Raw genomic sequence first — 26,436 nt, 5'->3', positions numbered from 1 at the left:
CATGACATTCCTGCTCAACATCGACGTCCCCGACGTGGCGCAAGCCACGCGCTTCTACACCGCCGCCTTCGGCCTCAGCGTCGGCCGCCGCTTCGGCACTGATTTCGTCGAGCTGCTCGGCTGGCCCGCGCCGGTCTATCTCCTGACCAAGCAGGCCGGCACGATAGGCGCCGGCGGCGACCACCGCCGCTACGAGCGGCACTGGACGCCGATGCATATCGACGTCGTCGTCGAGGATGTCGATGCCGCGGTCGCGCGTGCGCTTGGCGCCGGCGCGATCCTGGAGGCGCCGGCGCGCGATGCGTCCTATGGGCGGATCGCGATGCTGGCCGATCCGTTCGGGCACGGGTTTTGTCTGCTGGCGTTTAGCGAGAAAGGGTATGATGCGTTGATCGAACGTTCGTAGTCACCTGCAGGACGACATGCCGGCCAAGCCGAAACGAAAGCTGAAGACCTACCAGACCTCGCTCGGCTTCTACGACCAGGCCATTGCCGCACCCTCGATGAAGGCAGCGCTCGAGGCCTGGGGCGCCAGCTCCAACCTGTTCCACCAGGGCGCGGCGAAGGAAACCGACGACCCCGACGTGGTCGCGGCGACCATGGCGAAGCCGGGCGTCGTGCTCAGGCGCCCGGTCGGCTCGGACGGCGCGTTCAGCGAAAGCGCCGCACTGCCGACCGATCTCGGCGATGACGACGCCGAGCCCCGAAGCAGGCGCAAGAAACAACCCAAGACGCAGCCGAAGAGCAAGGCGCGATCGGCGAAGCGTCCCGCCAAGGCCGCGAAGACATCATCCGGCAAGAGCGACGAACAGGCAGCCCGCAAGGCCGCAGCCGCGTTCGAAAAGGAGGAGCGGCGGCGCGAGGCCGCGCGCGCCAAGGAGGAGGCCGCCCGTGCCAGGAAGCGCGCCCGCCGCGACAAGGCGGTCGCTGTCGCCGAGGCGGCGCTGGGGAAGGCACGACGGGAGCACGACTCCCGGGCGGAGGCGATCGAGGCCGAGCGCGCCGCGCTGGACGACCGTGCGGAAGCGGAACAGGAGCGCTGGGACAAGCAGCGGATGAAGCTGCAGGAGGCGCTGCGCCGGGCGCGGGAGTAGGGCAGCGAAAACGCGGGCCCAACATGTCTCGCGCGCGCCGCAGGATCGAGGTTCCGTGCCTATATGAGCTGATGTCTCATACAGGTCCTCAATGCCCGAAAAACTCTCGAAATCCCTAAACCCGATGCTCGTGCGCCCCAAGCGCGCGGCGCCGGTGCTGGTCTGCCGCAAATGTCTCAAGCGCAGCGACGAAGGCCGCGATGTCGGTCGCGCGCTGAAATCCGAATTGAAGGCGCGGAGGCCTGATGGCCTGAAGCCCGCCAAGCTGGTCATGACCGGATGCTTCGGCCTGTGCCCGAAGCGGTCGATCGTGGTCGCGAGCGGCGCCAGCCTGCAGCGGCAGGAATACGTGCTGGTCGAGGACCGTGCCCAGGTGCCGCGTGCGCTCGCGCTGTTGAACGGCGAGCGCGAGGGGTGATCCCGCGGGGGCAGGTTCTGCGCGCTGAAGCGTCTGAGCGCGCGCCTCGTCCTTCGAGACGACCGCTTCGCGGTCTCCTCAGGATGAGGCTGGGAAGCGCCGGCGCTTGTTGCAACTGGCGCAGCACACTCCGCCCTCATCCTGAGGAGCCCGCTCAAGCGGGCGTCTCGAAGGATGGCCGCAGAATAGCTCGCGCGAAATTTGCTTGCCTTGCTCCTTGTCCTTTTGCACTCTCGCGGCGAAGGAGACCAATGCATGACAAGAATGACCGCCGCCTGTGCGCTCGGAACCGCCCTGGTGCTGGGCAGCCTCGCAACATCGGGTGCTGAAGCCCGGACGCGGAAAGCCGTCGTGGTTCGCGCACCCCAAGAGCGCCTGATCATCACGGCGCCCGTGCTGCGGCCGACGCCGTGGGATTATAACGTCGTTCCGCGCTACCGCTATCGCCCGGAGGACGACAAGGTCGATCCCTACGGCCCGCCGCTGGTGCCGTCCTATGTGCGCTACGAGGGCTGGCGCTGGCCGTATTGGTGGTAGCGGCCGCGTGCTGACGACGGTGCCCGGATGAGCGAAGCGACATCCGGACGTTCGCGTAGACAGCAATCCCGGATGTCGCTTCGCTCATCCGGGCTACAGGCAAGGCACAATCCTCAGATGTTGCCTTGCTCGCTCTCCGGCACCTTGTCCCAGGGCCGGTAATAGAGCCGGGCGCATTCCTCCCGCAGGACACCGCCTTCGATCGTGAGATCATCGCGATAGGCCTTGGCGACGAAGTCGAGCGTGTCGACGTGCCGCGCCTCGAAATACATTTTGTGGACGTCGTCGCGGCCGGCGCCGTAGACGATGCGCGAAACCTTCGACCAGATCGATGCCATGGTGCACATGCCGCAGGGCTGCAACGTGGTGTAGAGCGTGGCGCCGCGGATCTCGCCGTTCTCGAACGCCGCGCCCGCGGCTCGGATCGCCTCGATCTCGGCGTGGGCGACGGCATCGTGATGCTCGGCGACGTGATTGCGCTCGGCTGCGAGCACGCGCCCATCCAGTACGATGACGCAGCCGATCGGGCTCAGCGCGGGATCGGTTCCCTCGGAGCTTGCCACGCGCAGCGCCTCGCCCATCCAGCGTGCATCCTCGCTCATCAGGCGCCTATTTCGGCTCGATGCTCAGCTTGGGGTCGGTCGGCAGCACGGTGGCGCCGGCATCGGCGGCGGCCTGCTCCGTCGTGACGGGGCGGGCGGCATCGGCTTCCCTGGTCGGGAGCGACAGCACACTGGCGGCACCGAGAACGATGATGGCGAGGACGATGATCAGGACAGGAAGGTTGCGCATGGTCATACAAATCGAATGACCGGCTCAAGTTCCTGAACGCGCAAAGAAGAGAAGAGGTGGATGACGCGGCGCTCATTCGCCTTACGAAATCGACGTGTTCCTCAACCGCTCCGCCATGCGCTCGGCGATGGCGACCGTGGTCAGGTGCGTATTGGCGCGCGGCACCTCAGGCATGATCGAGGCATCGATCACCCGCAGGCCCGTGCAGCCGATCACCCGGCAGTCGGGATCGACGACGGAGCGCGGATCGGAGGCTGCGCCCATGCGGCAGGTGCCGCTGGCGTGCTGGGCGTCGCTGCACTCGGCGAACAGCCAGTCGTCGAGCTCGGCATCGCTGAACGGCGCGTCCATGGAGCGGCCGCTGTTGCCGTAGTCGACGCGGGAGGCGATCTCGGTCACCGCAGGCTGCAGGCAGATCTCGCGCAGGCGGCGGACGCCGTCGCGCATCCTCTCGAGATCGCGCGGGTCGGACAGCATGCGTTCCTCGACCGCGGGATCGACCTCGGGGTCAGTGGTGGTGATGCGGACGTGGCCCTGGCTGAACGCCTGATAGACCGAGACCGCGATGCGTCCCAGCGAGACCACGGCCAGCGCCTGCGGCGTGCGGGCGAGGTTACCTGCGATCATGATCATGTCGTTGTCACCGGCGCCGGCAAGGCCGGAGGAATAACGCAGGCAGCAATTGGTGTGCCGGTGCATCAGCGTCGAGACCTGGCGGTCGTCGCGCAGATGCAGCAGCGCGTTGACGATCGGATGGTCCAGCAGGTTCTCGCCGACCGGCAGGTCGGCGCGGACGGGGATGCCGAGCCGCTCCAGCAGCGCGGCGGGGCCGATGCCGGAGCGTTGCAGGATCGCGGGCGAATGGATCGCGCCGGCGCAGAGGATCACCTCGCGCGCCGCGCGAGGCGTGTGGGACTGGCCGTCGACGCGGACCCGGACGCCGCTGGCATGCAGCCGGTTGCCCTCGAACACGAGGGTGTCGACCAGCGCGTTGCCGACGATGGTGAGGTTGGCGCGGCCGCGGGCCGGCTCCAGATAGCCGTCATTGGTGGAGATGCGCAGGCCCGCCTCGCTGTTGATCGCATAGGGCGAGACGCCGGTGCCATCGGGCGCGTTGTGGTCCTCGCACCAGCCATAGCCCAGCGCGAGCGCCGAGGACCGCAGCGCCCGGTCGACATTGCCCCAAGCCGGAACAGGCGCGCGATAGACCGGGATCGGACCGCGGTCGCCGTGATAGGGCGCATCAGGAAAATTCTTGTCGGTCTCCAGCTTGCAGAAGAACGGCAGCATCTCGTCCCAGGACCAGCCGGTGCAGCCTGCCGCCGCCCAGCGGTCGAGATCATCGGGAACGGCGCGGATCGCGATCTGGCCGTTGATGGTCGAGCTGCCGCCCATCGCACGGCCGCGCCAGAGCAGCAGCGGCTCCTGCCGCTCGGTGCGCCGCGCCAGCAGCTTCGGCCAGCGGAAGTCGTCATCGCCGATGGCCCGCATCGGGTTCGGGATGCGGATATGCTCCGGCGTGGTCGCCGTGCGGAGATCCTGCCCTGCCTCGAGCAAGAGCACGCGATGCGAGGGGTCTTCGCTGAGCCGCGCGGCGAGGGTCGCGCCGGCGGAACCGCCGCCGATGATGATCGTGTCGTAATCCTGCTCAAGCATTTTCGCTTGCTCCATTCCGCGAGCGCCATCCCACGCGCCCCTTGAACGCGACCCGGCGATGTCGCGTCCTAGATCACGACGCGCGGTGTCGATCACCGGGCCGCGTGGCCAACACATAGATCATTGCGCCAGACCGTTTCCAGCCATGTCGCGCACAAAGTTGCGGCGGGGCGGCGATGATAAAACGCGCAGCAGGCCGGGCAGCGCAGCCGTCGCGTCGAGATTGCCGCGCAAGGCCGGGCGCAGATCTCAACGGTGTGGAACGCGCGTTTGCGCAGCGGGGGCTATTGCATATGATTTGTTGTGGCGGCCTGCGCGCACGCCTCGTCCTTCGAGACGGCGCTTACGCGCCTCCTCAGGATGAGGCTAACGGGCGTCAGTGCCCGTTGAGACTGGTGCCACGCATTCAGTCCTCATCCTGAGGAGCCCGCCTAAAGCGGGCGTCTCGAAGGATGGCCGCAGGGGAAAGCTCTCACATGCGATAGCCCCGCGCGGCGGCGAGGTTAATACATTGGTCATCTCTTTGCGGTCATTTTCGCGACCTCAGTCAGCAAAGAGGCACCATGTCCGACATCACCATTCCCGGCGGCAAGATCCGGTCGTTCGTCGAGCGGATCGAGAACCTCGACACGGAAATGCAGGAGTTGAGCGAGCAGAAGAAGGAAGTCTTCGCGGAAGCCAAGGGCGAAGGTTTCGACGTCAAGATCCTCAAGGAGATCATCAAGCTGCGCAAGGAAGACAAGAACGAGCGCGACGAACGCGAAAGCCTTCTCGACCTCTACATGCGCGCGATGGAGACGGCCACGCCGGAGCAGGCGAAGGCGGCGTGAGACGCGCGGGTTGATCGGTGAGGGCGAGACGGCCGCGGTCCAGGCAATCGCGGCTGTCCTGCGGGAGCGACGGGACGAGGCTGCATCTAGCGTCGCGCGCACAGGCCGGGTCGTATCAGAAGCAAAAGTGAGCATTTTCAACAGATTACAGAGGCGTCCCCGAGCCTTTGATTGAGGACGCGCCGGCGCCGGTTGAGGCTTTCTCCGAATAGCCCCATATTGCGAGGATGTTGAAGGATGCGTTCGAGAACCTGACTGCCGCCGTGACGACGATCAACACGCCGATGCCTTACAGCATCGACGAGGACACTCTGCTGGCCTGTCTGAAGGGCGACATCTACGAACGAAAATGGCGTGTGCATGTGCAGGCGTTGTTCGACGAGGTCGATGTATCCGTCATCCACAATCTCGTTGTCGACCATGTCGTGACGTTCGACGAGTTATCGAAGGCAATCGACGCCTGGAAGGTCACGGAGTCCGACAATGAAAGATGGGTCAGGGAGATGGCGTCCTTCGAGGTGGGAAGAGCTGCTGCAGAAGGCGCTGGTCGCGCTCGATAGTCTCGAAGGGGGTGCCGGCGCCTGGACGTTCGGTGGCGGCACTGCGCTGGCGCAGATCCTCTATCATCGGATCAGTTACGACGTCGATATTTTCCTGGATTCCAGTTCCGTCCTGAAGAACCTCGCGCCGAACACGAACCCGGTGACGAAGTCGCTTTGCGATAGCTGGCAATGGCCGGGCAAGTACCTGAAGCTCATCTTGCGCGATGTCGGCGAGATCGATTTCCTGAACGCACCCTCGTTCATCGACAATCCGACGTACGAACTGACGTTTGGCGCTCGTTCCATCAAGGCAGAGCGGCCGGCCGAAATCGCAACCAAGAAACTCGTCTATCGCGCATCGACATACACGCCGCGCGACGTCTTCGATCTTGCCGCGATCCATGTCTGTGATCGTTCAGCGCTCGGCGAGATCGCACGATGTCCGGCCATCACTGGTCATGTGGTATCCTCCGCGTTGAACCGCTTGAATCTCGCGAAAGCGCAGTATCAGGCCGAGATGAGGAACGTGATCAATGCAACGCCGCGAGGCGAGGAGTTTATCGACAAATCTTGCGAAATTGCCTTGGAGGCGCTTGCCGAGATCAGGAAGCAGATTCCCGGCGAGCTCAGCAGGACGTGAACGAGTCCAAATTGAGCGCACTGCAACTATGATTCAAGGTGGGTGAGACCTCACCGTCATTCCGGGGCGCGCGAAGCGCGAACCCGGAATCCATTGCGCCACGCGTGCTGTCGCCCGATGGATTCCGGGCTCGCGCCCAAGCGGGCGCGCCCCGGAATGACCGCCTCAACCGAAGCCCGCCATCAATAGCGGCTGCCGGTGCCCTTCTGCTGCGTGATCCAGTCCGACAATGATTTCGGTTTCGCTTTCACCATCCGGACGGGTGATGCCTTCGGATGGTCGCGCAGGCCTTTTGTCGAGCCTGCGCGCGGCGCTTGCGTTGAGCTGCCTCTCGAGGCCTCCGCAGCTTCCTTTTCGAGACGCAACTGCTTCAATCGCGCCATCTTGGTGCGCTCCGCCTCGACTTCGGGCCGTTCGGCGAGCAGCGACTTGGGGTGAGCCAGTTCGGCCGGGACCAGGACGCCGAGAATGGTCGTCTCGCCGAGCGCCTTGCAGGCCTCCAGCCGGTGCAGTCCCTCGACCAAAACGAGTCGATCTCCGTCGATCCTGATGGAAATGGGGGTCTGTTGCCCGATGTCCAGCATGCTTTCCGCGATCTCCGCAACGGTGGCCGGATTGAGGGTCTTCTTTAATTTTGTGGGAACGAAGATTGTCTCGATCGGGAAGCTTTCCGGCTTGGGCATAATCTGACTCCGCTTCTACCGGGGCCATCGGAACCCATATCGGTGGTGGTCTGGAGTTTAGGAGGGAAGGGCTCGACCGCAAAGGCAATTCGGCCCTAAGGATTGGTTGAACTCTTGCAAAACCGCATAGCCCTGTCGATTGGGGTATGGGTATCCCTGCGCCCCCTCCTGGAACGTGCTGCGGCCGAAGCTGCAACGATTTGTTCCCGAGAGTTGAGTGCTCTGCCGCTATAATTGCGGGGATGGAGCGCGGGGTGTGCGACGGGCCGCGCCTTGATCTGGATCAAGCATGCCGCCCCCGACCGCCCCACTGTGCAGACATTCAATCGGAAGGAAAACATGGTTCAGACAAGAGCGAGCGTCCTTGGTGCCTTCGCGGCCGTGCTGCTGGCTGTGCCGGCCAAAGCCCAGGTGCTGGTCGATGTTTCCAAGATCAGCTGCGACCAGTACATCACCCAGCGCATTACGCACATGCAGACCGTGAACGTCTGGCTCGCCGGGTTCTACGCCGGCCGTCGCAACAATCCCGTTGTGGACACGCAAGCGCTGAACAGGAACGGCAACAAGCTCTCGCGCTTCTGCGAGTCGCATCGCGAAATGCCGCTGCTCGACGCGGTCGAGGCCAACACGAAGTAGGGGGAGGGTTGGTCAGCCGTGTCAATTCTAATGAGGTGTCAGACTGAGCGGATCAGCTCGTAGGATGGGTAGAGTGAAGCGATACCGATCAATCGCCATCGTGGAGTGATGGGTTTGGCAAGTGCTCTACCCATCGTACGGGCTCCCGCATCGCATCCTCTTCCCTGGTTGCCTAATATCAGCGCCTCCCTGCAATTACCCGGTACGTCGGCGCTCCTAGATTTGAGAACATTCTGATCTTCACGATTGCGTAGTCAGTTCCCGCGGATTTGTGCCAGTCGATCTCCATCTCATGGAGGTTTTGTGAAGGCGTCTCTTTGTGGGACGATTCGCGCCTACGAGATCAAAATTCAACGCTGGGTCATTGAATATCGTGCTTGAACGCGAACGGCGGGAGCTCGGTCTGGATATTGAAGCTTGCGATCGGCATTTGAAGGTAGACTTGGACCTTGGGGTGGTTGAAGGGCCTAACCGTTAAAGGACGCCGCTATCCGACGTCTCTCGGCTGATAGCAAAACTCCAAGGTGCGAATGTTCATATCTTTGACAAGGCTTACAAAGCGAGCCGTCTTCTTGTTGAGTCTATTATTGCCAGCAAGAAGCGCTTGCGCGCTGGCATATGCACAGATGTCCGCCATATCCAAAAGGCGGGACTGATCCGATGCTAAGTCGATTGCATTTGAATGAACGCGAGCGAAGTTAGTGGCTTGCAGACGCGCAAGACCCCAATCGATCTTGGTGCGGTCGGGGTCGAATGCTAGTTCGTATGTTGCCCCTTGGCGGTGCTGCATATTCACGATGGCTGCAAAGCAGGCTAGGCCTGTTAAGTGTTTTTCGCTGACGTCAAACAACGGTCCGTCGACGAATTTTAGCTGTCGAGGGTAGCGCGTTTGATCAATCCAGGCCGAGAACCAGAGTCCGCCAAGGTTAAGCATCAATTTCGCGCATTCTTCCACGAAGCTGTAAACATCTGCCGGCTCAAAATGCGCGAATGGTGAGCGACGACGCGCGTCGCCGCTAAACAGAGTTCGGCAGTGAATCTTTGCATCTGTCGGAACATCGCGAGAGGCCTTCAGGCGGACCAATGCGCTCCGAGCGTCTTCGCGGGCAATAGGTGGGAGCCATAGTATCCCTCCGGCGACGAACTGCTCAGCCTTGCTTTCGTCGCACAATGCAAGAGGCCGCTCAAACAGGAGCGGCCTCGGCAATTCAGTTGGTGTGGTTGGTGCGGCCAATGGGTTAGCTACACCCCGTCGTGCTGCCGCAAGTATCGCACTTCATACAAGTCCCATTCCGCACCAGCGTGAAGTTGCCGCACTCCGAGCACATCTCGCCTTCGTAGCCCTTGGCCTTGGCTTCCGCGCGGCGCTCGGCCTTGCTGGGAGCCGCGACCGTTGCGGCGCTGCCGGCCTTGCTCCACTGCAGGGCTTCCAGCTTCTCCGTGGGGGAGAGGTCGTGCTGGACTTCCTGCTTCAGGGCCACGGCGCCTTCGATGGCGTCGCCGACGCGGGCCGAGGTGCCGTGGGCCAGCGCCGTGACCTTGCTGCCGCCCGAGGGCGCGCTGTCATTGCCCTGGGCGATCGCGGCCGAGCCGCCGCGCATCACCACGAGGTTGTCGGTGCGGGAGCGGGTGAGGCCGCGCGACACCAGCTTATTGGCGTGGTGCGTCTCCTCCGGCTCCTTGCCTTCCTCGACGCCCTTGCCGAGCGCGTCGAAGTTCGACTCGGTCGGATCGACATGGGCGAGGTCGAAGCGCGACATGTAGCTCACCGCGAGCTCGCGGAAGACGTAGTCGAGGATCGAGGTTGCGTACTTGATCGAGTCGTTGCCCTGCACGGGGCCGGCCGGCTCGAAGCGGGTGAAGGTGAAGGCGTCGACATATTCGTCGAGCGGCACGCCGTACTGGAGGCCCAGCGACACCGCGATGGCGAAGTTGTTGATGAAGGAGCGCAGTGCGGCGCCTTCCTTGTGCATGTCGATGAAGATCTCGCCGAGACGGCCGTCGTCATACTCGCCGGTGCGGAGATAGACCTTGTGGCCGCCGACGACCGCCTTCTGGGTGTAGCCCTTGCGGCGATCCGGCATCTTCTCGCGCTCGCGCATCACGATGATGCGCTCGACCAGCTTCTCGACGATCTTCTCCGAGACCTGGGCGGTGCGCGCCGCCATCGGCTTGTCGTGGAAGGCCTCGACCGCATCGTCCTCGTCCTCATCGTCGCTGATGAGCTGCGAGTTGAGCGGCTGGGACAGCTTGGAGCCGTCGCGATAGAGCGCGTTGGCCTTCAGCGCCAGCTTCCACGACAGCATGTAGGCGGACTTGCAGTCCTCCACCGTGGCGTCGTTCGGCATGTTGATGGTCTTGGAGATCGCACCCGAGATGAAGGGCTGCGCCGCCGACATCATACGGATGTGGCTTTCGACCGACAGATAGCGCTTGCCAATCTTGCCGCAGGGGTTGGCGCAGTCGAACACGGCGTAGTGCTCGGCCTTGAGGTGCGGGGCACCTTCCACCGTCATCGCGCCGCAGATGTGGACGTTGGCCGCCTCGATCTCGCGCTTGGTGAAGCCGACGGCCTGGAGCAGGTCGAAGCCGGGGGCCGCGATCGCCTCGGCACCGATGCCGAGCTGGTCGCGGATGAAGTCTTCGCCGAAGGTCCATTTGTTGAAGGCGAACTTGATGTCGAAGGCGGTCGGCAGGGCCTTTTCGACCTTGGCGATGGCGTCGTCGGTGAAGCCTTTCGACTTCAAGGTCGAGGCGTTGATGCCCGGCGCGTTGGACAGCGAGCCGTGGCCGACGGCGTAGGCTTCGATCTCCGCGATCTCGCTCTCGCGATAGCCGAGCGCGCGCAGCGCCGCGGGGACCGCGCGGTTGATGATCTTGAAGTAGCCGCCGCCGGCGAGCTTCTTGAACTTCACCAAGGCGAAGTCGGGCTCGATGCCGGTGGTGTCGCAATCCATGACGAGGCCGATCGTGCCCGTGGGCGCGATCACCGTGGTCTGGGCGTTGCGATAGCCGTGCTTCTCGCCGAGCTCGAGCGCCGCATCCCAGGCGGCCTGGGCGTGGGTGACGAGGTCGGTCTGCGGGCAGGAGACCAGGTCCATCGGCACCGGGTTGACGCTGAGCGCCTCGTACCCGTTGGACTGGCCGTGCGCGGCGCGGCGGTGGTTGCGGATGACGCGCAGCATGTGCGCGGCGTTCTTCTTGTAGCCGGGGAAGGTGCCGAGTTCGGCTGCCATCTCCGCCGAGGTCTTGTAGCTGATGCCGGTCATGATCGCGGTCAGCGCGCCGGCGATGGCGCGGCCTTCCTTGCTGTCATAGGGCAGGCCCATGGTCATCAAGAGGCCGCCGATGTTGGCATAGCCGAGGCCGAGGGTGCGGAACTCGTAGGAGAGCTCGGCGATCGCCTTCGACGGGAACTGCGCCATCATCACGGAGATTTCGAGCACGATGGTCCACAAGCGGCAGAGATGCTCGTAGCTATCGACGTCGAAGCGCTTGGCCTCGATGTTGTAGAACGTCAGCAGGTTCGCGGACGCCAGGTTGCACGCCGTGTCGTCCAGGAACATGTATTCCGAGCACGGATTGGACGCGCGGATGTCGCCAGACGCCTTGCAGGTGTGCCAGTCGTTCATCGTGGTGTTGAAGTGCAGGCCCGGGTCGGCCGACGCCCAGGCGGCGTGGCCGATCTTCTCCCAGAGGTCGCGCGCCTTCAGCGTCTTGGTGATCTTCCTGGTGGTGCGTCCGACGAGATTCCAGTCGCCGTCGGTCTCGACGGCGCGGAGGAAATCGTCCTTCAGCGAGACCGAATTGTTGGAGTTCTGGCCGGAGACGGTGAGATAGGCTTCCGAATCCCAGTCGGTGTCGTAGACGTCGAACTGGATGTCCTTGTAGCCCTGCTTGGCGAACTGGATGACGCGCTTGATGTAGTTGTCGGGCACGAGGCTGCGGCGGGCGAGCTTGATCTCGCGGCGGAGCGCCGGGTTCTTCTCGGGGTCGAAGCAATCGTCGCCCGAGCCTTCGCAGTTGACGCAGGCCTTCAGCACCGCCTTGAGGTGCTTCTGGTTGATCTTGGATCCGGTGACGAGAGCGGCGACCTTCTGCTCCTCCTTCACCTTCCAGTCGATATAGGTCTCGATGTCGGGGTGATCGACGTCGACCACGACCATCTTGGCGGCGCGGCGGGTGGTGCCGCCCGACTTGATCGCGCCCGCGGCGCGGTCGCCGATCTTGAGGAAGCTCATCAGTCCGGAGGAGCGGCCGCCGCCGGAGAGCTTTTCGCCTTCGCCGCGCAGGCGCGAGAAGTTGGAGCCGGTGCCCGAGCCGTACTTGAACAGGCGCGCTTCGCGGACCCAGAGGTCCATGATGCCGCCCTCGTTGACGAGGTCGTCACCGACGCCCTGGATGAAGCAGGCGTGCGGCTGCGGATGCTCGTAGGCCGACTTGGACTTGGTCAGCTTGCCGCTGAAGGGGTCGACGTAATAATGGCCCTGGCCGGGACCGTCGATGCCATAGGCCCAATGCAGGCCGGTGTTGAACCATTGCGGCGAGTTCGGCGCGACCATCTGCATCGCGAGCATGTAGCGGAGCTCGTCGTAGAACGCCTGGGCGTCATCGTCGGTCGAGAAATACTTGCCCTTCCAGCCCCAATAGGTCCAGCAGCCGGCGAGGCGGTCGAACACCTGCTTGGCGCTGAGCTCGCTGACATAGCGCTCCTTCTCGGGCAGGAGGCTGAGGGCCTCGGTATCGGGCACGGAGCGCCACAGGAAGGAGGGGACGGATTCCTCCTCGACCTTCTTCAGGCGCGCGGCGACGCCGGCCTTGCGGAAGTACTTCTGGGCCAGCACGTCGGAGGCGACCTGCGACCAGGCGGTCGGGACCTCGACGCCGTCGAGCTTGAACACGACCGAGCCGTCGGGATTCCGGATCTCCGACGTGGTCTGGCGGAAATCGATTCCCGCGTAAGGTGACTGTCCCGCAGTGGTGTGGCGCCGCTCAATCCGCATCGTATTGCCCCGTCCTATTCTTTGACCGGTCCCGCCTCCGTTCAGGCGTGCCGGGTCGACATTTCGTTTCGCGGCGCCTTCCGGCCGTTCGGCCCTCGTGCATCGCAGTTCAGCCGGTGGACCCGGCCCTTGTTCTCCCGACGCGACTTCTCGATGCCTGCATCGATCATCGGCCGGCCTGTCCACGCCCATCCGCCCCAACGGGATGCGCGCGACACGCGTTCAACGCCCCACACCACAACTTCTTTCGATGCCATCCGAGCCTGTTGCCGGCCCGGTCTGACGCCCGAAAAGTCCGCTCATCGCGGGCAGACAAGCCCTCATTCCGCAGCCTTCGGCTGGCTGGCGGAGCTGAGATTTGCGAGACCCTTTGGGGGAGTGCCGGCGGGACGCAAACTCACTCGCGCCGAACGGATCGAAAACTAGGACTCTCCATTGCGCCCGTCAAGAACTAGTGCGAGTTCCTGAATCAAATACTAAATATGGTGGATTGTAGGGGATAACAGGGGGCAAGCCCGCGCCTGTTGTGGGGGCAAGTATCAGTGAGTCCTCAGAGATTCCCAACCGAAAAAATTTGTAGTTCGAGGTGCCCGGAGCATTCATCCCGCTGTTCACAGGGCAGGTATATTTTTGGGCGAAGGGATTGCGCCAGCGGGACTCACGTAGCCCTACGGAAGGTGAGGGCAGGCATGCCCGCCGAGGTGGTGGTGAGCGCGGCGAATCCGGGCCAAGCTGACGCTCAGATTTTGCCGGACCACCCACATGCTTGATTCGACCAGCCGGGATGCGCGGCCGCGCATCGCCCCGGCCGGCCTGATGTTCCTCGCGATCACCTCGATCGGCTGGGGCTTCAATTGGCCGGTGACCAAATTCCTGCTCTCCGAGCTGCCGCCGCTGACGTTGCGCGGGGTGACCGGCGTGCTCGGGGCCGTGCTGCTGGCGGCGCTGGCCCTGGTCCGCGGCGACAGCCTGACGGTGCCGCGCGAGATCTGGCCGCGGCTGCTGACCGCCGCATTACTCAACGTCACCGGCTGGATGGTCCTGATGGGGCTGGCGCTGCTCTGGCTGCCCGCGAGCGAGGCGGCGCTGATCGCCTATACGATGCCGGTCTGGGCCTCGATCATCGCCTGGCCGGTGCTGGGCGAGCGGCCGACACTGCTGCGCACGCTGGGGCTGGTGATGGCCTTCGTCGGGCTTGCCTCGATCATGGGCGGCAACGGCATCGCCGCCAGCGTCGAGAAGCTGCCGGGCATCGTCATGGCGCTCGCCGGCGCGCTCGGCTTTGCCGTCGGCACGGTGTTCTCGAAGAAGTACCCGATCCGTCTGCCGCCGATCACGGCTGCGGCCTGGCAGATCGGGATCGGCTGCCTGCCGATCTCGATCATCGGCCTCATGGTCGAGAGCACGCACCTCTCCAACGTGACGCCGCTCGGCTGGTGGCTGCTGGTCTATTCGACCGTGGTGCAGTTCTGCATCGCCTATGTCAGCTGGTTCGCAGCGCTCGCCCGCCTGCCGGCCTCGGTCGCCGCGATCGGCACGATGGCGGTACCGGTGATCGGCGTCGTCGCCTCGGCGATCGCGCTCGGCGAGCCGCTCGGGCCTGGCCAGATCGCGGCGCTGGTCTTCACGCTGGCGGCGGTGGTGCTGGCGACGCGCTAGCCGCCCCGCCGCCCAGCGCCTTGCGGATCATCTCGGCGAGCTGGTTGCGGCGATAGGGCTTCGTCAGCAGCAGCACGCCGTCATCCAACTTGCCGTGGTGCACGATGGCGTTGTCGGTATAGCCGGAGGTGTACAGCACCTTCACGCCCGGCCGCAGCCTGGCCACCTCGTCGGCCAAGTCGCGCCCGCTCATGCCGCCGGGGATGACGACGTCGGTGAAGAGGAGATCGAACGGCTGTCCGGCAGCAATCAATTCAAGTGCGGTCTTGCCGTCGGGGGCGGCAATCGTCTTGTAGCCGAGGCTCTGCAGCTGCGCAGTGACGAAGGTGCGCACGAGGCTGTCGTCCTCGACGACGAAGATGGTCTCAGCACCGCCTTCGACCTGCGGCGCGGTGGTTGCGGCCACGTCGGCCATGCCATCGCCCGGCGGCAGATAGAGCTTGATCGTGGTGCCGTGGCCTTCCTCGCTGTAGATCTTGATGTGGCCGCCGGACTGCTTGACGAAGCCGTAGACCATGGAGAGGCCGAGGCCTGACCCCTTGCCGACCTCCTTGGTGGTGAAGAATGGCTCGAACGCCTTCTGCTGGGTGTCGGGCGACATGCCGGTACCGGTGTCGCTCACGGCGAGCATGACGTAGGGGCCGGCGACCACGTCTGCATGGGCCTGCGCATAGGCCTCGTCCAGCACGACGCGGTGGGTCTCCAGCAGCAGCTTGCCGCCGTTCGGCATGGCATCGCGCGCGTTGATCGCCATGTTGAGCACGGCATTGGTGAGCCGGGACGGATCGATATGCGCGGTCATCGGCCCCTGTTCGAGCACGGTCTCGATCTCGATCTGCTCGCCGAGGGTGGGGCGCAGCAGTTTTGCGATGTCGGCGATCGCGGCGTTGATCTCGACGTTGCGCGGCTGCAGCGGCTGCCTGCGCGCAAACGCCAGCAGATGCTGGATCAGCTCGGCGCAGCGCTCGGCGGCCTCGTCGATCAGCCTCGCCACGCGCTGGAGCTCGGGCTGCCCTTTCAGGCTCGCCACCAGCGTCTCGGTGTTGCCGGAGATCACGGTCAGCATGTTATTGAAGTCGTGCGCGACGCCGCCGGTCAGCTTGCCGATCGCATCCAGCTTCTGCGACTGGTAGAGCTGCCGCTCGGTCTCGCGCGACATGGTCGCGTCGTGATAGACCAGCACCGCGCCGGAAATGTCGCCGTGCCCGTCCAGCATCGGCCGGCCGCTGACCATGAGATGACGCGGAGGATTGCCGCTGTGCGGGCGGACGATCATCTCCATGTCCTCGAACTTCTCGCCGCGCAGCACGCGCACCGAGGGCAGCTCGTCGGCCTTGAGCGGCGTGACGCCGTCGCCGTGAAACACATCCGACAGCGCGCGCAGATTGCGCAGGTTCATGCCGGTGTGATGCAGCAGCATGCGCTCCGCGGCCGGGTTGGACAGCAGGACGTTGCCCTCGGAGTCGATGACCAGCACCGCCTCCGCCATGCTGTGAAACGTGCTCTGGAGCACGTTGACCGACAGGCGCAGCTCGTCATGCGCGTTGACGAGGTGTTCGGTGCGCTCGGCCACCGCCGCTTCGAGCGCGTGCTTGGCGGCCGTGGTCTCGCTCAGCGTGCTCTCGAGCTGGACCGTCGCGCGCCGGCTCTCGCGCATCACCAGCGCGACCAGCAGCAGGATCAGCAGGGCGCCGGCGACGTCGATGCCGAGCAGCACGATGCCGGTCCGGCGCGAATCCTGGGAGCGCGCGGCAAGCACGCGTTCCTCCTCCGCGCTCAGGTGGTCGAGGTTGCCCATCACGGCGTCCATCAGGCCGCGGCCCTCGGCCTTGCTGCTGAGCGCGGCTATGCCGGCCTCGTCGCCCGCCGCGCGAAGGCGCATTGCCTCGGCCGCGATCTCGATTCGGCGCAGTGCGAGCGGCTCGGTGCCCTCCAGCAGCTTGACCTGATCCGGATTGTCACGCACGTCGCGCTTGAGCTCGGCGAGGGCCGGCGCGATCTGCGCTTGCGCGGCCTGGAATTCGGCGTTGAAGGCAGGGCTACGGTAGAGTTCATAGCCGCGCGCGGCGCTCTCGGCGCGGCGCAGCAGTACGCGCAGATCGGAGATATTCTTCTGTACCCGGACGGTCTGATGGACCCAGGCCGCGTCGGACCGCGACTTGACGTCAAGGGCGATCGAGGCCGCTGTGATGATCAGGAGGATGGCAAGTCCGACACCGAGAATGACGCGCTGCGTTGGGATCAAGGGGCTTCTTTCTTGTCCTTCGGCTGTGCGCTCTCGCCCGGGCTGGCGAGGCATTCCCGGATCGTGGTCAGCAGCGCTTCCGGCGTGAACGGCTTGCGCAGGCAGCGCGTGGCTCCAAGCTCCAGCGCCATGCGGAGGAAATCGGGAGAGGGCGAGGCGGATGAAGCGAAGGCGTAACCGGACATCGCGATCAACGGAGTAGCCGGCGCGCGCTCGTGGAAGATGCGGATGGACTCGAAGCCGCGCATATGCGGCATGAAGATGTCAACGAGCATCACCTCAAAGGTCTGCGCTTCCAGCGCAGCCAGTCCTGTTTCGCCTCCGTCAGCCAGCGTGACGTCGAAGCCCTGACGTTGGAGGAGGACCTCGATGGTCGCGCCGACCATCGGATCGTCATCAACCACGAGAATACGCGGCATGACACTTCCCAGTCATCGAAGTCCCCACTGTGATGGGTGATATCCGCGAATCGTGTGTCGGGTCAATTTTGGATTGGATCGCGATGGATATGCACCGTGCGGTGCATATGGCCTTTGCGCGGGGTTCCATGAGATGTTTGGGCCATCCGTCACGGTTTGCGCGGCAACCGGGGTGGATTCGATAAATGGTTGATGCAAAGTCCAGGGACCATCTGGACCAATGCAACCGGCCAAACACGCGCCGAGGCGCCTGCATGACGTCAGCGCAGCGCTTGCCAATGTGTTCCGACACGGCCGCACGCCCCAATCACGCGGCAGACAAGGATGCTGCTGCAAGTGATAGAAGGGATGCCCCTTGCCGCCATTGCGGCAAAGGCTCAGGCCCGCCAAGCCAAGATCAATAGCGCGCGACGACCGGACCGCCGAAGCGGTAGTTGACGCGTGCGGTCACCTGGTCAGCGGTCAATCTGCCGGTCGAGATTCCGGCTCCCGCCGTGCCGCCGAAGCCATCGGGAATCACGATGTTGACGCTGCGGCGGCCGAAATCCGAATGACGATATTCGGCGGCGAGGCTCCACTGACTGGCGAACGCCCATTCGACACCGCCGCCCAGAGTCCAGCCCCAACGAGTTTCCGAGCCGCTCCCGGCCGACGTGAATGAGCCCGCGGGGAGCGCGATACCCGGACCATTCACGACGGTCGCCTTGCTGCCGCTGACATCGGCAACAGCGGCACCACCGGTTGCATAGAACAGAACGCGCTCAGCGGTAAATCCGAGCCGGCCGCGGAAGGAAGCCATCCACTGGATGTGACCATAATCGACGGTCACGGTCTGGGTGACAGGCGCGCCGATGATCACCGGAGCCCCGAATGTCCGCGACCTTGTTTCGATGGCGCCATCAAAGCCGGTACCGACGGCATCGGCTTCGATTCCCAGCACGACGCGCTGGACCTGCCAATTGTATCCGGCTTGAAGGCCGCCGATCGCGGCGCTACTGGTGCCGGGTCCTGCCAGCGTGTCCAGTTGTCCAGGGAAGATGGTTATGATCGCGGCGTTTGGCGGAAGGACGATGAAGCCTGGAAAGACAACACCGTTGTAGGCGTCCGACGAATTGCGGCTCCAGGCCCCACCGATATTTCCGCCGACGTAGAAGCCGGTCCAGCTGAAAACCGGTGCTGGAATTGCCAGGGGGGTCTTGACCGCCATGTCGGCGGCATCGGCCGTTGCAACCCCTGTTAAAAGGGCGCTTGCTGCCATCACCACGATCGTGCGTGTAGTCATGCCCTTCCCCCTAATGCGTTTGGCCATTCTTCGTGCCAGAATTCGGCTAGCTTAAAAGCCCGACGAAGCGGATGCTGTACCTCTCGGAACACAACCGGAAATTTTCAACTATCGTTTCAGGGATCCCTGGGCAGGTCATCCGAAGTACAAGTCTAGAGCGACGGCGGCAGGCATAGTCGCTTGCTCCGTCGCGGAGCGAGAATGGAGAAACCTGAGCGGCTTGCAAAACGGACATGGGCGGCGCCGGTCTTCACCGGCGCCGCCCATTGGTTCGTTGGATCGTTCAGTCCATCTTACGGACAGGGGTGACGCTGCCCGTCATAGCCGAGATAGGTGCCCGAAGCCGGGTCATATGACTTGTAGCGCTGCGAACAGTAGGCCACGGAATCGCCGCCGCCATCGGGAACGACCGCTACAGACGGCTCGTCATAGTAGCTATCGCCATAGTAGTCGGGATCACCGTAATAGCCGCCGCCGCCATAGTAAGCGTAGGAGCCAATTCCGCCGATCGCGGCACCTGTCGCGAAGCCGGGCCAGAAGCCGCCGCCGCCGTGGCGATGATGGTGCCCGCCGCCGTGCCAATTGCCGCCGCGGCCGCTCCAGTTACCACCGCCACCCTGCCAATTGCCGCCGCTCGCGGCCGCAAAGTTACGCGCTGCGCCGCCAGTGAATGACGTGCCGCCGCTCGGGCGAACCGCTGCACCGGCCGCGAAATTGCCGCCACCGCCGTGGAACGCAGCGCCACCGCCGCCCATCCGCGCTCCGCCACCGAAGCCGCCGCCGCCCATTCGTGCGCCGCCGCCACCGCCACCGAAGTGAGCGCCACCGCCGCCACCTCCGATATGTGCACCGCCGCCGCCACCACGACCACCGAGGCCCTGCGCGAAGCTCGGCGTCGCCATCGGGAGAACCAATGCCACCGCCGCAGCGGCACTTAAAACTTTCAGACTTTTCATGAGTGAACTCCTTTTCCCGGAAGCAAACCCTAAGAAGGGGCGAGGGTTCCTGGGATCACGCCGGTTTGCGCGTGAATGAAAGACTCGCGCACGGGCGCTGTATCCGGCATGAACGGATCGCGCCGAATTTGCGGCCACCTTCGTGTTCGTGTTACCGGACGCGCATCTGGGGAGGGGACAGCCGCGCCCGCCGAACTGGACATTTCGCCGCCCGGATGGCATCAGGACCCGACGAAGCAGGGCCCTAGCCGCATGAAACAGTTCTTCCTCAAGTTCTTCACCTGGTGGAATGGCCAGACCTTTGGCACCCAGCTCTGGACCAGGCGGTACGGCGAACTGGTCGGCCAGGACGAGCAGGGCAATCTCTACTATCGCACCCGCGGCGGGGTGGTCGATCCCACGCTCGGCTTCGAGCGGCGCTGGGTGGTTTATAACGGCTACGCCGAAGCCAGCCGGATCCCGCCGTCCTGGCACGGCTGGATGCATCACACCGTGGACGTTCCGCCGACCGAGGACAATTATCAGCCGCGCGAGTGGGAAAAGCCGCACCAGCCGAATCTCACCGGCACGGCACAGGCCTATCGGCCCTCGGGCTCGACCCTGGCCAGCGGCAAGCGTCCGAAGGCGACCGGCGATTATCAGCCCTGGACGCCTGGCTAGACTTCCCGTCCGCCACCCATCTTGATCGATTTGATCGTTCGATTGAATGCGCCCGCATCCGTCTCACCCGGCTGTGGACAACGGGAACAGTGGGGACGGTATCTGCGCGAACGTTGCGGCCGCGCGTGCCATGCGGCTCAATAATCCCATCTTACGGAGATGGGAGACCATCGCGTTCGGTTCGGGCAACAGTTCGCGACTGTCCCGAGATGCAGCGGCCGCCGACCAGGACTCGATCGGGAGATAGGCCCCCGGTCTGGAAGTTCCGAAATCGCCCGATGGAATGTGCAGCCGCCGTAAGACAGGAAAGGCCGCTTGGGAAACCGAGCGGCCTTTTTCTTTTGGGGCCTTGTGCAGGGTCTCGCGCCTCGACGCTGCGCAGCACGGAATGATGCGCTGCTGAGCCGGGGCCTATGCAGCAGCGGACCGCGTGGGCTTTCCGGGTCTCGGCTCTGCGCGGCAGCGGTGATGGTGCAGCGCGTCGGGGACACGGGAGCAGAGGCTAATTCACCCGCTCCGCCGCTCGCTTGACGGCCTCGAGCCTCCGCGCCTGGTTTTGCGCGCCGCGCTCTTTCAGCAATGCCAAGACTTCAGCGGGCGCAGTGTCTGGTGAGCCCGAATTGAATGGCGGGGCGGGATTGTATTCCATCTGGAGCTGGATTGCTTCAGCCGTGGTACGATCGACCAGCAGGGAAACCAGCGTCAGCGCGAAATCGATTCCCGCGGTGACGCCGCCGCCGGTGATGCGGTTGCGGTCGACACAGACGCGCGTTTTGGTCGGCGTGGCGCCGAACTGGCTGAGCATCCCCATCGCGCTCCAATGGGTAGCAGCGCGGTAGCCCTTCAACAGCCCGGCCGCGCCGAGCGCCAGCGAGCCCGTGCAGACCGAGGTTACATACTTTGCGCCATCGGCCTGCTTGCGCAGGAAGTCGAGCACCTCTTCATCGTTGAGCAGGTCGTTGGTGCCGCCGCCGCCGGGCACGCAGATCACGTCGAGCTGCGGACAGTCGGAGAACGTCGTGGTGGGCGTCAGCATCATCACGGAATCGCTCGGCACCGGCTCGATCCGCTTCCAGATCAGATGCAGCTTCGCGCCGGGCACCATGGAGAACACCTGCAAGGGCCCGGTGAAGTCGAGCTGGGTAACGCGCGGAAACACCAGAAGACCGATCTGGAGTGGTGACGACATCGGCAGGGTCCTCCAAAGATGAGCTTGACGAGCGAAGACTGGCATGGTGCGGTTGTGTCTGAAATGGCGTAATTCCCTCTATTTCGGACATCCCATGATCGGCATCCTGATCTTCCCGGATTTTCAGCTGCTCGATGCGGCCGGCCCGATCTCGGTGTTCGAGGTCGCAGCACGCTGCACGGGCAAGCCGCTTGCGCTGCGGGTGCTGGCCGCGAGCGCGGGACTGGTGCGCAGCTCGTCGGGCGTCGAGATGCTGGCGCGTGACTTCAAGTCGGCCAATGCGATCACGACGCTCGTGATCGCGGGCGGCGCGGGGGTTGCGGACGCCGCGCGCTGCGAGTTCACGCGCGCCTTCGTGCAGCGGCTGGCGCGGCGCGGCGTGCGCGTCGCGAGCGTGTGTTCGGGCGCTTATGTGCTTGCCGAGGCGGGGTTGCTCGACGGCCGCCGCGCCACCACGCATTGGGGACGAACGCGCGATTTCGTCGCGCGCTATCCGAAGGTGAAGTTCGAGCCGGACCACATCTTCACCCGCGACGGCAATGTCTGGACCTCGGCCGGGATCACCGCGGGCATCGATCTGGCGCTTGCGATGGTCACCGAGGATCATGGCGAGGAGATCGCGCAAGAGGCCGCGCGGCACCTCGTGCTCTACCACCGCCGCAGCGGGGGCCAGTCGCAGTTTTCCTCGCTGCTGGAGCTGAAGACGCCGAACGGCCGCTTCGGCGCGCTGTTGTCCTGGGCGCGCGAAAATCTCGACGCGCCGCTGACGGTGGAGGACCTGGCCGATCGCGCCGGCATGAGCGCGCGGCATTTTGCCCGCGCCTTCGCCGCCGAGACCGGCACGACGCCGTCGAAAGCGATCGAGCGGCTTCGGCTCGAAGTCGCGCGCGAGCGGGTGCAGTCCTCGCGCGAGGCAATCGAGCTGGTCGCCCAGACAACCGGCTTCGGCGATCCCGAGCGCATGCGCCGCGCCTTCATCCGCGCCTTCGGCCAGCCCCCGCAGGCGCTGCGGCGCGCGGCGCGGGCGGGTTAGGTGCTCTCAGCCGAGGGGCCAGGTCGTGCCGAACTTGTCCGCTCTTGACGACACTGCGTAGACTGCTTGCGTGGTCGTCAGCGTGATGCCGCCTTGCCGTTCGTCGCCGCGCCGGTCGTATCCGCGCGAGCCGTCAAGCGCCGCGCGATCGGCATCAGCATGTAGGGCGCAAGGTGGATCGGAAACTGCGTCATCGCAAAATAGAGCCAGGTGGTCGGCGGCAATGCGCCGGCGGTTGCCGCCAGCATCAGGCCCAAATTGCGCTGTGACACCATCAGCCCGAGCGCGAGCGCGCGCTCCGTGCCGATGCGGCGGAACAGCAGCGTGGTGATCGCAAGCAGGGTGAAATAGATCGCGAACGAGAGAGCCGCGAGGCCAAGGGTGAACAGCGGCTGTGCGAGGAGGTCGCTCACGACGTCGCCCATGATCGCGGCAGCGAACATGAAGAGGATGATGATGTTGAGACCGTCGATCGGCGCCTTGTGACGCTGGATCGCCTCCGCGCCGAAGATCCATCGGATGGCGGTTGCGGCCAGCAGCGAGGCCGCGAGGATGCCGAGCAGTTTCAGGCCCAGCGTCAACGGCGTGACGCTGAGCATGTCGCCGAGGAACAGGCCGGCGAAGAGCGAGGCCGTGAAGGGCACCAGCGCGGTCGAGGTCACCAGCGTGATCAGCACGAGCGTGGCATCGAGACCCATCAGCGCGGCCAGTGCCGGGGAGGCCATCATCGGCGAGGCCATGCTCTGGAGCATCAGCGCGAGCGAAAGCCCGGGCGCGCGCGCCGTGAGCCCGGTGGCGTGGGCGATCAACCCGACGATCAACGGCACGCCGATCGTGGTCCAGGCCGTGGCAGTTGCAACCAGCGCCGGTCGGCGCAGATGGCTGTAGAGGGCGGCCAGATCGACCCGCATGAAGGAAATGCAGAGCAGGCAGAGGATGGCCTCGGTGAGGTAGGGACGCAGCAGCGCGCCGAGCGGTGGCACCGCGGCCGCGATGAAGACGATAGCTGCGACCCCGCGGGTGCCCTGGCTGCCGAGCCATGTCAGGACGCGCAGCGGGACGGCGAGAGTCGTTTGGAGCGTGGACGGCATTGCGATGGGTGTCGGTGCGTAGCCCGGATGGAGCGCAGCGATATCCGAGACAGATATTTGCGAGAGGTCAGAGCGGTGCCGCATGTCGCTGTCGCTCATGCGGGCTATGGGAGTTCGCTATCCCAATCCCTTCAACCACGCGCCGATCTCTCCGACGGCCACATTGGCCTGCGGCAACAGCTTGCCCATCGTGAAGAAGCCATGGAATTGGCCGGGATAGTGCTTGGTCGTGACCGATACGCCGGCCTGCTTGAGCCGCGCGGCATATTCGTCGCCTTCGTCGCGCAGCGGATCGGCGCCGGCGGTCAGCACATAGGCCGGCGGCAGGCCGGCCAGGTTTTGCGCACGCGCCGGTGAAGCGCGCCAGTCGTGGATGTCGGCGGCGCCATTGAGGTAGTGGTCGCGAAACCAGCGGATCACCGAATGCGTCAGCAGCACGCTGGTCTCGGGCTCGCTGTGGGAGCCGTGCGTCATGGCGAAATCGGTCGCCGGATAGATCAGCACCTGGCCTGCGAGCGCGGGGCCGCCGGCGTCTCGCCCGGCGAGCGCCACGACCGCGGTCAGGTTTCCGCCGGCGCTGTCGCCGCCGATCGACAGGCGCGAGGCATCGATGCCGAGCTCGCGTGCGTTCGCCGCGATCCATTGGGTCGCGGCGATGGCGTCATCGGCGGCAGCGGGAAATTTGTGCTCGGGCGCGAGGCGGTAGTCGACCGAGATCACCATCAGCGCGCCGGCGTCGGCCAGCTGGCGGCAGACGACGTCGTGGGAGTCGAGATCGCCGATCACCCAGCCTCCGCCATGGAAGAACACCAGCGCCGGCGCCAGGCCGTCGTGCAGGCGCGGCTCCTTCGGCACGTAGAGGCGGGCGGGGATCACCCCCTGCGTGGCCGGGATGGAGAGCTGTGCCACGCGGGCGAGCTCGGGCGGCTCGGGATTGGTGGCAAAGCGGGCCTGCGCATAATAGGCGCGCGCTTCCGGCGCGGTCAGGGCCTCATAGGCGGGGCGGCCGGCCTCCTGGAAAGCCCTGTAGACGGCGGCGGCATCGGGATCGAGCACGACGGGCATGGAAGGGCGTACCTCTGGGTTTCCGGTTATCGTCGGACGTCGTTTTCGGGGCGATGCCCGCCGCGCGCCCTAGGGTGGGGCCTTTGGACTATCCCACCCGTCAGCCGCCCTGGCCAGCGGGCGGCGGACAGGGCAGGGATGCCGCCCTTCCCCCGCCGTATTCCCCGTGTTAACCGGAGGGCCTGCGAGCGGCGGTATCCCCTGTAGAATGTCCAACAAGCCCGATTCGCTGTTGAAGCCGCGCGAGATGTTTCGAACCATTACCCTGACAGGTCTTGCGGCGTTTTTGGCCGCCACCGCATTGACGGCTGCGACGCCGGCCCAGGCGCAGATCGGCACGATCTTTTCCGACCCGCCGCCGCTGCGGCCGCCCGGCAACATTCCGCGCGGCCAGCCACAGCCGCAGCCGTTCCCCGATGACGACGAGGAGGTGCCGGAGCTGCCGCCGCAGGGCCGCGTGCTGCCGTCGCGTCCGATGCCTCCGCCCCAGGGGCGCCAGGGCAATGTGATGCCGGGGCCGGTCGAGACCCAGCCGCTGGCGCCGCCACCGGGCTCCACCGTTGCGCCCCCAAACCAGCTGCCGTCCACCGCGGTCGCACCGCCGGGCGCGCCGGGTCGCCAGCCGCAGCAGAAGGGCGGACCGGGTGGTGCCGTGCCGCAGACCCCGGCAAGCCTGCAGCCGGGCGACGAGGTCGTCACCGAGCCGCCCGCCCAGAAGATCGTGAACAAGAAGGCGACCTTCTCGGGCCTCGACAAGATCACCGGGCGCATCATCAATTTCGACGAGGAGATCGGCGAGACCGTCCAGTTCGGCGCGCTCAGGGTCAAGACGGATGCCTGCTACACGCGGCCGGCAACGGAAGCCACCAACACCGACGCTTTCGTCGAGGTCGACGAGATCACTCTGCAGGGCGAGGTGAAGCGGATCTTCTCCGGCTGGATGTATGCGGCGAGCCCGGGCCTGCATGGCGTCGAGCACCCGATCTACGACATCTGGCTCACCGACTGCAAAGAGCCGCAGCAGACAATTGCGACCGCAGCGCCGGATCCTGCGACCAAGCCTGCACCTCCGCCGCCGCCCGCGCAGAAGAAGGCTGCGCCGAAGCAGGTGCAACAGCGTCCGCCGCAGCCTCTGCCGCCGATCCAGCAGCAGCAACCGGCACCGCCGCCTCCGCCCCCGCCGCCGGAGCAGCGACCGGGTCTGTTCGGCATCCCCGGGTTTGGCCGCTAGGCCAAATCCGCCGGTCTGGCCGATAGGCCAGATCCCATCACATTCGGCCGCTAAACCTACCGATCGATCATTGCCTGGCGGCGATGATCTCGAGCGCGCGTGCTCCCGGGATCGGTTCACCCGCAGAGAGCCTCAGAAAATCGCCGGGCTCGCCCGCGAGCGCCTTGTCCAGCAGCGCGGTGTAGCGCCGCCGCGAGATCTCTGCCGCGCCGAAGCTCTTCAGATGATCCGTGACGTATTGGGTGTCGAGCAACTCGAAGCCGCCATGGATCAGCCGCGCGACCAGATGCACCAGCGCGACCTTGGAGGCATCGCGCGCGGTGTGGAACATGCTCTCGCCGAAGAAGGCGCGTCCGAGGCTCACGCCATACAGACCGCCGACGAGGTCCTCGCCCTGCCAGGCCTCGACGCTGTGACAATGGCCGAGTTCGAACAGACCGCCATAGAGGTCACGGATGCGCTTGTTGATCCATGTGTCCTCGCGCCCGGCCTGCGGCGCGGCGCAGCCGGCGATCGTCGCCTTGAATGCGGTGTTGACGGTGACGCGAAACACATCCGAACGCACGGTGCGCGCGAGTCGCGAGGCGACGCGAAATCCGTCGAGGGGGATGACGCCGCGCAGCTCCGGTTCGACCCAGAACAGGGTCGGATCGTCTGCGCTTTCGGCCATCGGAAAAATGCCGCAGGCATAGGCGCGCAGCAGCACGGCCGGTGTAATTTCAGACGGAGCGGAGTCGCGCGAAGTCATGGTTCGCAATCATAGCAGGATCGCGAT

The 26,436-nt window shown here is 65.1% G+C and carries 26 protein-coding genes; 12 read left to right on the top strand and 14 right to left on the bottom strand.

All coding sequences use genetic code 11. The annotated features are described in order from the left end of the window. The first annotated feature begins 1 nt into the window (after position 1). From JQ580_RS06295 to JQ580_RS06280, 4 genes are all read left to right on the top strand, one after another. Positions 2-406 carry a VOC family protein gene (locus JQ580_RS06295; RefSeq protein WP_212278801.1) on the top strand — a complete coding sequence of 135 codons (405 nt, stop codon included), beginning with the start codon at positions 2-4 and terminating at the stop codon, positions 404-406. A 16-nt stretch (positions 407-422) separates the two neighbouring features. Continuing rightward, entirely contained in the window at positions 423-1,094 is a 672-nt protein-coding gene (locus tag JQ580_RS06290; RefSeq protein WP_212278800.1) for a cell envelope biogenesis protein TolA, read from the top strand. Between the two features lie 91 nt (positions 1,095-1,185). Then, entirely contained in the window at positions 1,186-1,512 is a 327-nt protein-coding gene (locus JQ580_RS06285) for a non-ribosomal peptide synthetase family protein (protein WP_212278799.1), read from the top strand. Positions 1,513-1,767: 255 nt separating this feature from the next. Further along, positions 1,768-2,049 carry a hypothetical protein gene (locus tag JQ580_RS06280; RefSeq protein WP_212278798.1) on the top strand — a complete coding sequence of 94 codons (282 nt, stop codon included), beginning with the start codon at positions 1,768-1,770 and terminating at the stop codon, positions 2,047-2,049. 113 nt (positions 2,050-2,162) lie between these two features. Here JQ580_RS06280 and JQ580_RS06275 read toward each other — a convergent pair whose 3' ends face one another. The 3 genes from JQ580_RS06275 to JQ580_RS06265 form a co-directional block, all read right to left on the bottom strand. Then, on the bottom strand, positions 2,163-2,651 hold the full coding sequence (locus JQ580_RS06275; RefSeq protein ID WP_212278797.1) for a nucleoside deaminase: 489 nt from the start codon (positions 2,649-2,651) through the stop codon (positions 2,163-2,165). Between the two features lie 7 nt (positions 2,652-2,658). Next, the gene (locus tag JQ580_RS06270) at positions 2,659-2,841 is read right to left on the bottom strand and encodes a hypothetical protein (protein ID WP_212278796.1); all 183 of its coding nucleotides are present in this window, start codon (positions 2,839-2,841) and stop codon (positions 2,659-2,661) included. A gap of 81 nt (positions 2,842-2,922) precedes the next feature. Then, complete coding sequence (locus JQ580_RS06265; protein ID WP_212278795.1) at positions 2,923-4,497, bottom strand: GMC family oxidoreductase; 1,575 nt, start codon at positions 4,495-4,497, stop codon at positions 2,923-2,925. A gap of 563 nt (positions 4,498-5,060) precedes the next feature. On the opposite strand from JQ580_RS06265, the gene JQ580_RS06260 reads away from it, so the two are divergent. The 3 genes from JQ580_RS06260 to JQ580_RS06250 all read left to right on the top strand — a co-directional run bounded on the left by JQ580_RS06260 (position 5,061) and on the right by JQ580_RS06250 (position 6,509). After that, positions 5,061-5,327: a DUF2312 domain-containing protein gene (locus JQ580_RS06260; protein ID WP_106950919.1), complete on the top strand. Its 267-nt coding sequence runs from the start codon at positions 5,061-5,063 to the stop codon at positions 5,325-5,327. Between the two features lie 227 nt (positions 5,328-5,554). Then, positions 5,555-5,887 (top strand): hypothetical protein, encoded by a 333-nt coding sequence (locus JQ580_RS06255; RefSeq protein WP_212278794.1) that lies wholly within the window; start codon positions 5,555-5,557, stop codon positions 5,885-5,887. Continuing rightward, positions 5,811-6,509 carry a hypothetical protein gene (locus JQ580_RS06250; RefSeq protein WP_212278793.1) on the top strand — a complete coding sequence of 233 codons (699 nt, stop codon included), beginning with the start codon at positions 5,811-5,813 and terminating at the stop codon, positions 6,507-6,509. Before JQ580_RS06255 ends, JQ580_RS06250 begins: the two co-directional genes overlap by 77 nt. A gap of 182 nt (positions 6,510-6,691) precedes the next feature. On the opposite strand, the gene JQ580_RS06245 is transcribed toward JQ580_RS06250, so the two are convergent. Then, the gene (locus tag JQ580_RS06245) at positions 6,692-7,192 is read right to left on the bottom strand and encodes a ParB N-terminal domain-containing protein (protein ID WP_212278792.1); all 501 of its coding nucleotides are present in this window, start codon (positions 7,190-7,192) and stop codon (positions 6,692-6,694) included. A 339-nt stretch (positions 7,193-7,531) separates the two neighbouring features. Here JQ580_RS06245 and JQ580_RS06240 point away from each other — a divergent pair, with 339 nt between their 5' ends. Beyond that, a complete protein-coding gene (locus JQ580_RS06240; protein ID WP_249133941.1) occupies positions 7,532-7,828 on the top strand; it encodes an HdeA/HdeB family chaperone in 297 nt (98 codons plus the stop codon). Between the two features lie 487 nt (positions 7,829-8,315). Here the strand turns inward: JQ580_RS06240 and JQ580_RS06235 are convergent, their stop codons facing one another. Further along, positions 8,316-8,912, bottom strand: coding sequence for a hypothetical protein (locus JQ580_RS06235; protein ID WP_212278790.1), 597 nt, complete (start codon positions 8,910-8,912; stop codon positions 8,316-8,318). A 154-nt stretch (positions 8,913-9,066) separates the two neighbouring features. After that, positions 9,067-12,831, bottom strand: coding sequence for a vitamin B12-dependent ribonucleotide reductase (locus tag JQ580_RS06230; protein ID WP_212278789.1), 3,765 nt, complete (start codon positions 12,829-12,831; stop codon positions 9,067-9,069). A gap of 762 nt (positions 12,832-13,593) precedes the next feature. Here JQ580_RS06230 and JQ580_RS06225 point away from each other — a divergent pair. Then, positions 13,594-14,490 (top strand): DMT family transporter, encoded by an 897-nt coding sequence (locus JQ580_RS06225; RefSeq protein WP_212278788.1) that lies wholly within the window; start codon positions 13,594-13,596, stop codon positions 14,488-14,490. Here JQ580_RS06225 and JQ580_RS06220 read toward each other — a convergent pair. From JQ580_RS06220 to JQ580_RS06205, 4 genes are all read right to left on the bottom strand, one after another. Further along, positions 14,456-16,735 (bottom strand): CHASE3 domain-containing protein, encoded by a 2,280-nt coding sequence (locus JQ580_RS06220; RefSeq protein ID WP_212278787.1) that lies wholly within the window; start codon positions 16,733-16,735, stop codon positions 14,456-14,458. The genes JQ580_RS06225 and JQ580_RS06220 overlap by 35 nt on opposite strands. Beyond that, complete coding sequence (locus JQ580_RS06215) at positions 16,732-17,154, bottom strand: response regulator (RefSeq protein ID WP_212278786.1); 423 nt, start codon at positions 17,152-17,154, stop codon at positions 16,732-16,734. Before JQ580_RS06215 ends, JQ580_RS06220 begins: the two co-directional genes overlap by 4 nt. 397 nt (positions 17,155-17,551) lie before the next feature. Next, positions 17,552-18,436, bottom strand: coding sequence for an outer membrane protein (locus JQ580_RS06210; RefSeq protein WP_212278785.1), 885 nt, complete (start codon positions 18,434-18,436; stop codon positions 17,552-17,554). A gap of 293 nt (positions 18,437-18,729) precedes the next feature. Further along, positions 18,730-19,392: a BA14K family protein gene (locus JQ580_RS06205; RefSeq protein WP_212278784.1), complete on the bottom strand. Its 663-nt coding sequence runs from the start codon at positions 19,390-19,392 to the stop codon at positions 18,730-18,732. 252 nt (positions 19,393-19,644) lie between these two features. Between JQ580_RS06205 and JQ580_RS06200 the strand changes: the two genes are divergently transcribed. Next, entirely contained in the window at positions 19,645-20,052 is a 408-nt protein-coding gene (locus tag JQ580_RS06200) for an NADH:ubiquinone oxidoreductase subunit NDUFA12 (RefSeq protein WP_212278783.1), read from the top strand. Positions 20,053-20,554: 502 nt separating this feature from the next. Here JQ580_RS06200 and JQ580_RS06195 read toward each other — a convergent pair. After that, entirely contained in the window at positions 20,555-21,241 is a 687-nt protein-coding gene (locus tag JQ580_RS06195) for a DJ-1/PfpI family protein (protein WP_212278782.1), read from the bottom strand. A gap of 94 nt (positions 21,242-21,335) precedes the next feature. Between JQ580_RS06195 and JQ580_RS06190 the strand changes: the two genes are divergently transcribed. After that, a complete protein-coding gene (locus JQ580_RS06190) occupies positions 21,336-22,274 on the top strand; it encodes a GlxA family transcriptional regulator (protein ID WP_212279228.1) in 939 nt (312 codons plus the stop codon). Between the two features lie 77 nt (positions 22,275-22,351). Here the strand turns inward: JQ580_RS06190 and JQ580_RS06185 are convergent, their stop codons facing one another. Then, positions 22,352-23,365: a Na+-dependent transporter gene (locus tag JQ580_RS06185; RefSeq protein WP_212278781.1), complete on the bottom strand. Its 1,014-nt coding sequence runs from the start codon at positions 23,363-23,365 to the stop codon at positions 22,352-22,354. Positions 23,366-23,482: 117 nt separating this feature from the next. Then, complete coding sequence (locus JQ580_RS06180) at positions 23,483-24,430, bottom strand: alpha/beta hydrolase (RefSeq protein ID WP_212278780.1); 948 nt, start codon at positions 24,428-24,430, stop codon at positions 23,483-23,485. 208 nt (positions 24,431-24,638) lie between these two features. Between JQ580_RS06180 and JQ580_RS06175 the strand changes: the two genes are divergently transcribed. Then, a complete protein-coding gene (locus JQ580_RS06175; protein ID WP_212278779.1) occupies positions 24,639-25,661 on the top strand; it encodes a DUF2155 domain-containing protein in 1,023 nt (340 codons plus the stop codon). Positions 25,662-25,728: 67 nt separating this feature from the next. On the opposite strand, the gene aat is transcribed toward JQ580_RS06175, so the two are convergent. Beyond that, the gene (aat, locus tag JQ580_RS06170; RefSeq protein ID WP_212278778.1) at positions 25,729-26,409 is read right to left on the bottom strand and encodes a leucyl/phenylalanyl-tRNA--protein transferase; all 681 of its coding nucleotides are present in this window, start codon (positions 26,407-26,409) and stop codon (positions 25,729-25,731) included. Positions 26,410-26,436 lie beyond the last annotated feature (27 nt).

It is taken from the genome of Bradyrhizobium sp. SZCCT0148, from assembly GCF_018129985.1.
Lineage (GTDB): Bacteria > Pseudomonadota > Alphaproteobacteria > Rhizobiales > Xanthobacteraceae > Bradyrhizobium > Bradyrhizobium japonicum_H.
This window is presented reverse-complemented; position numbering and strand designations above follow the sequence as displayed.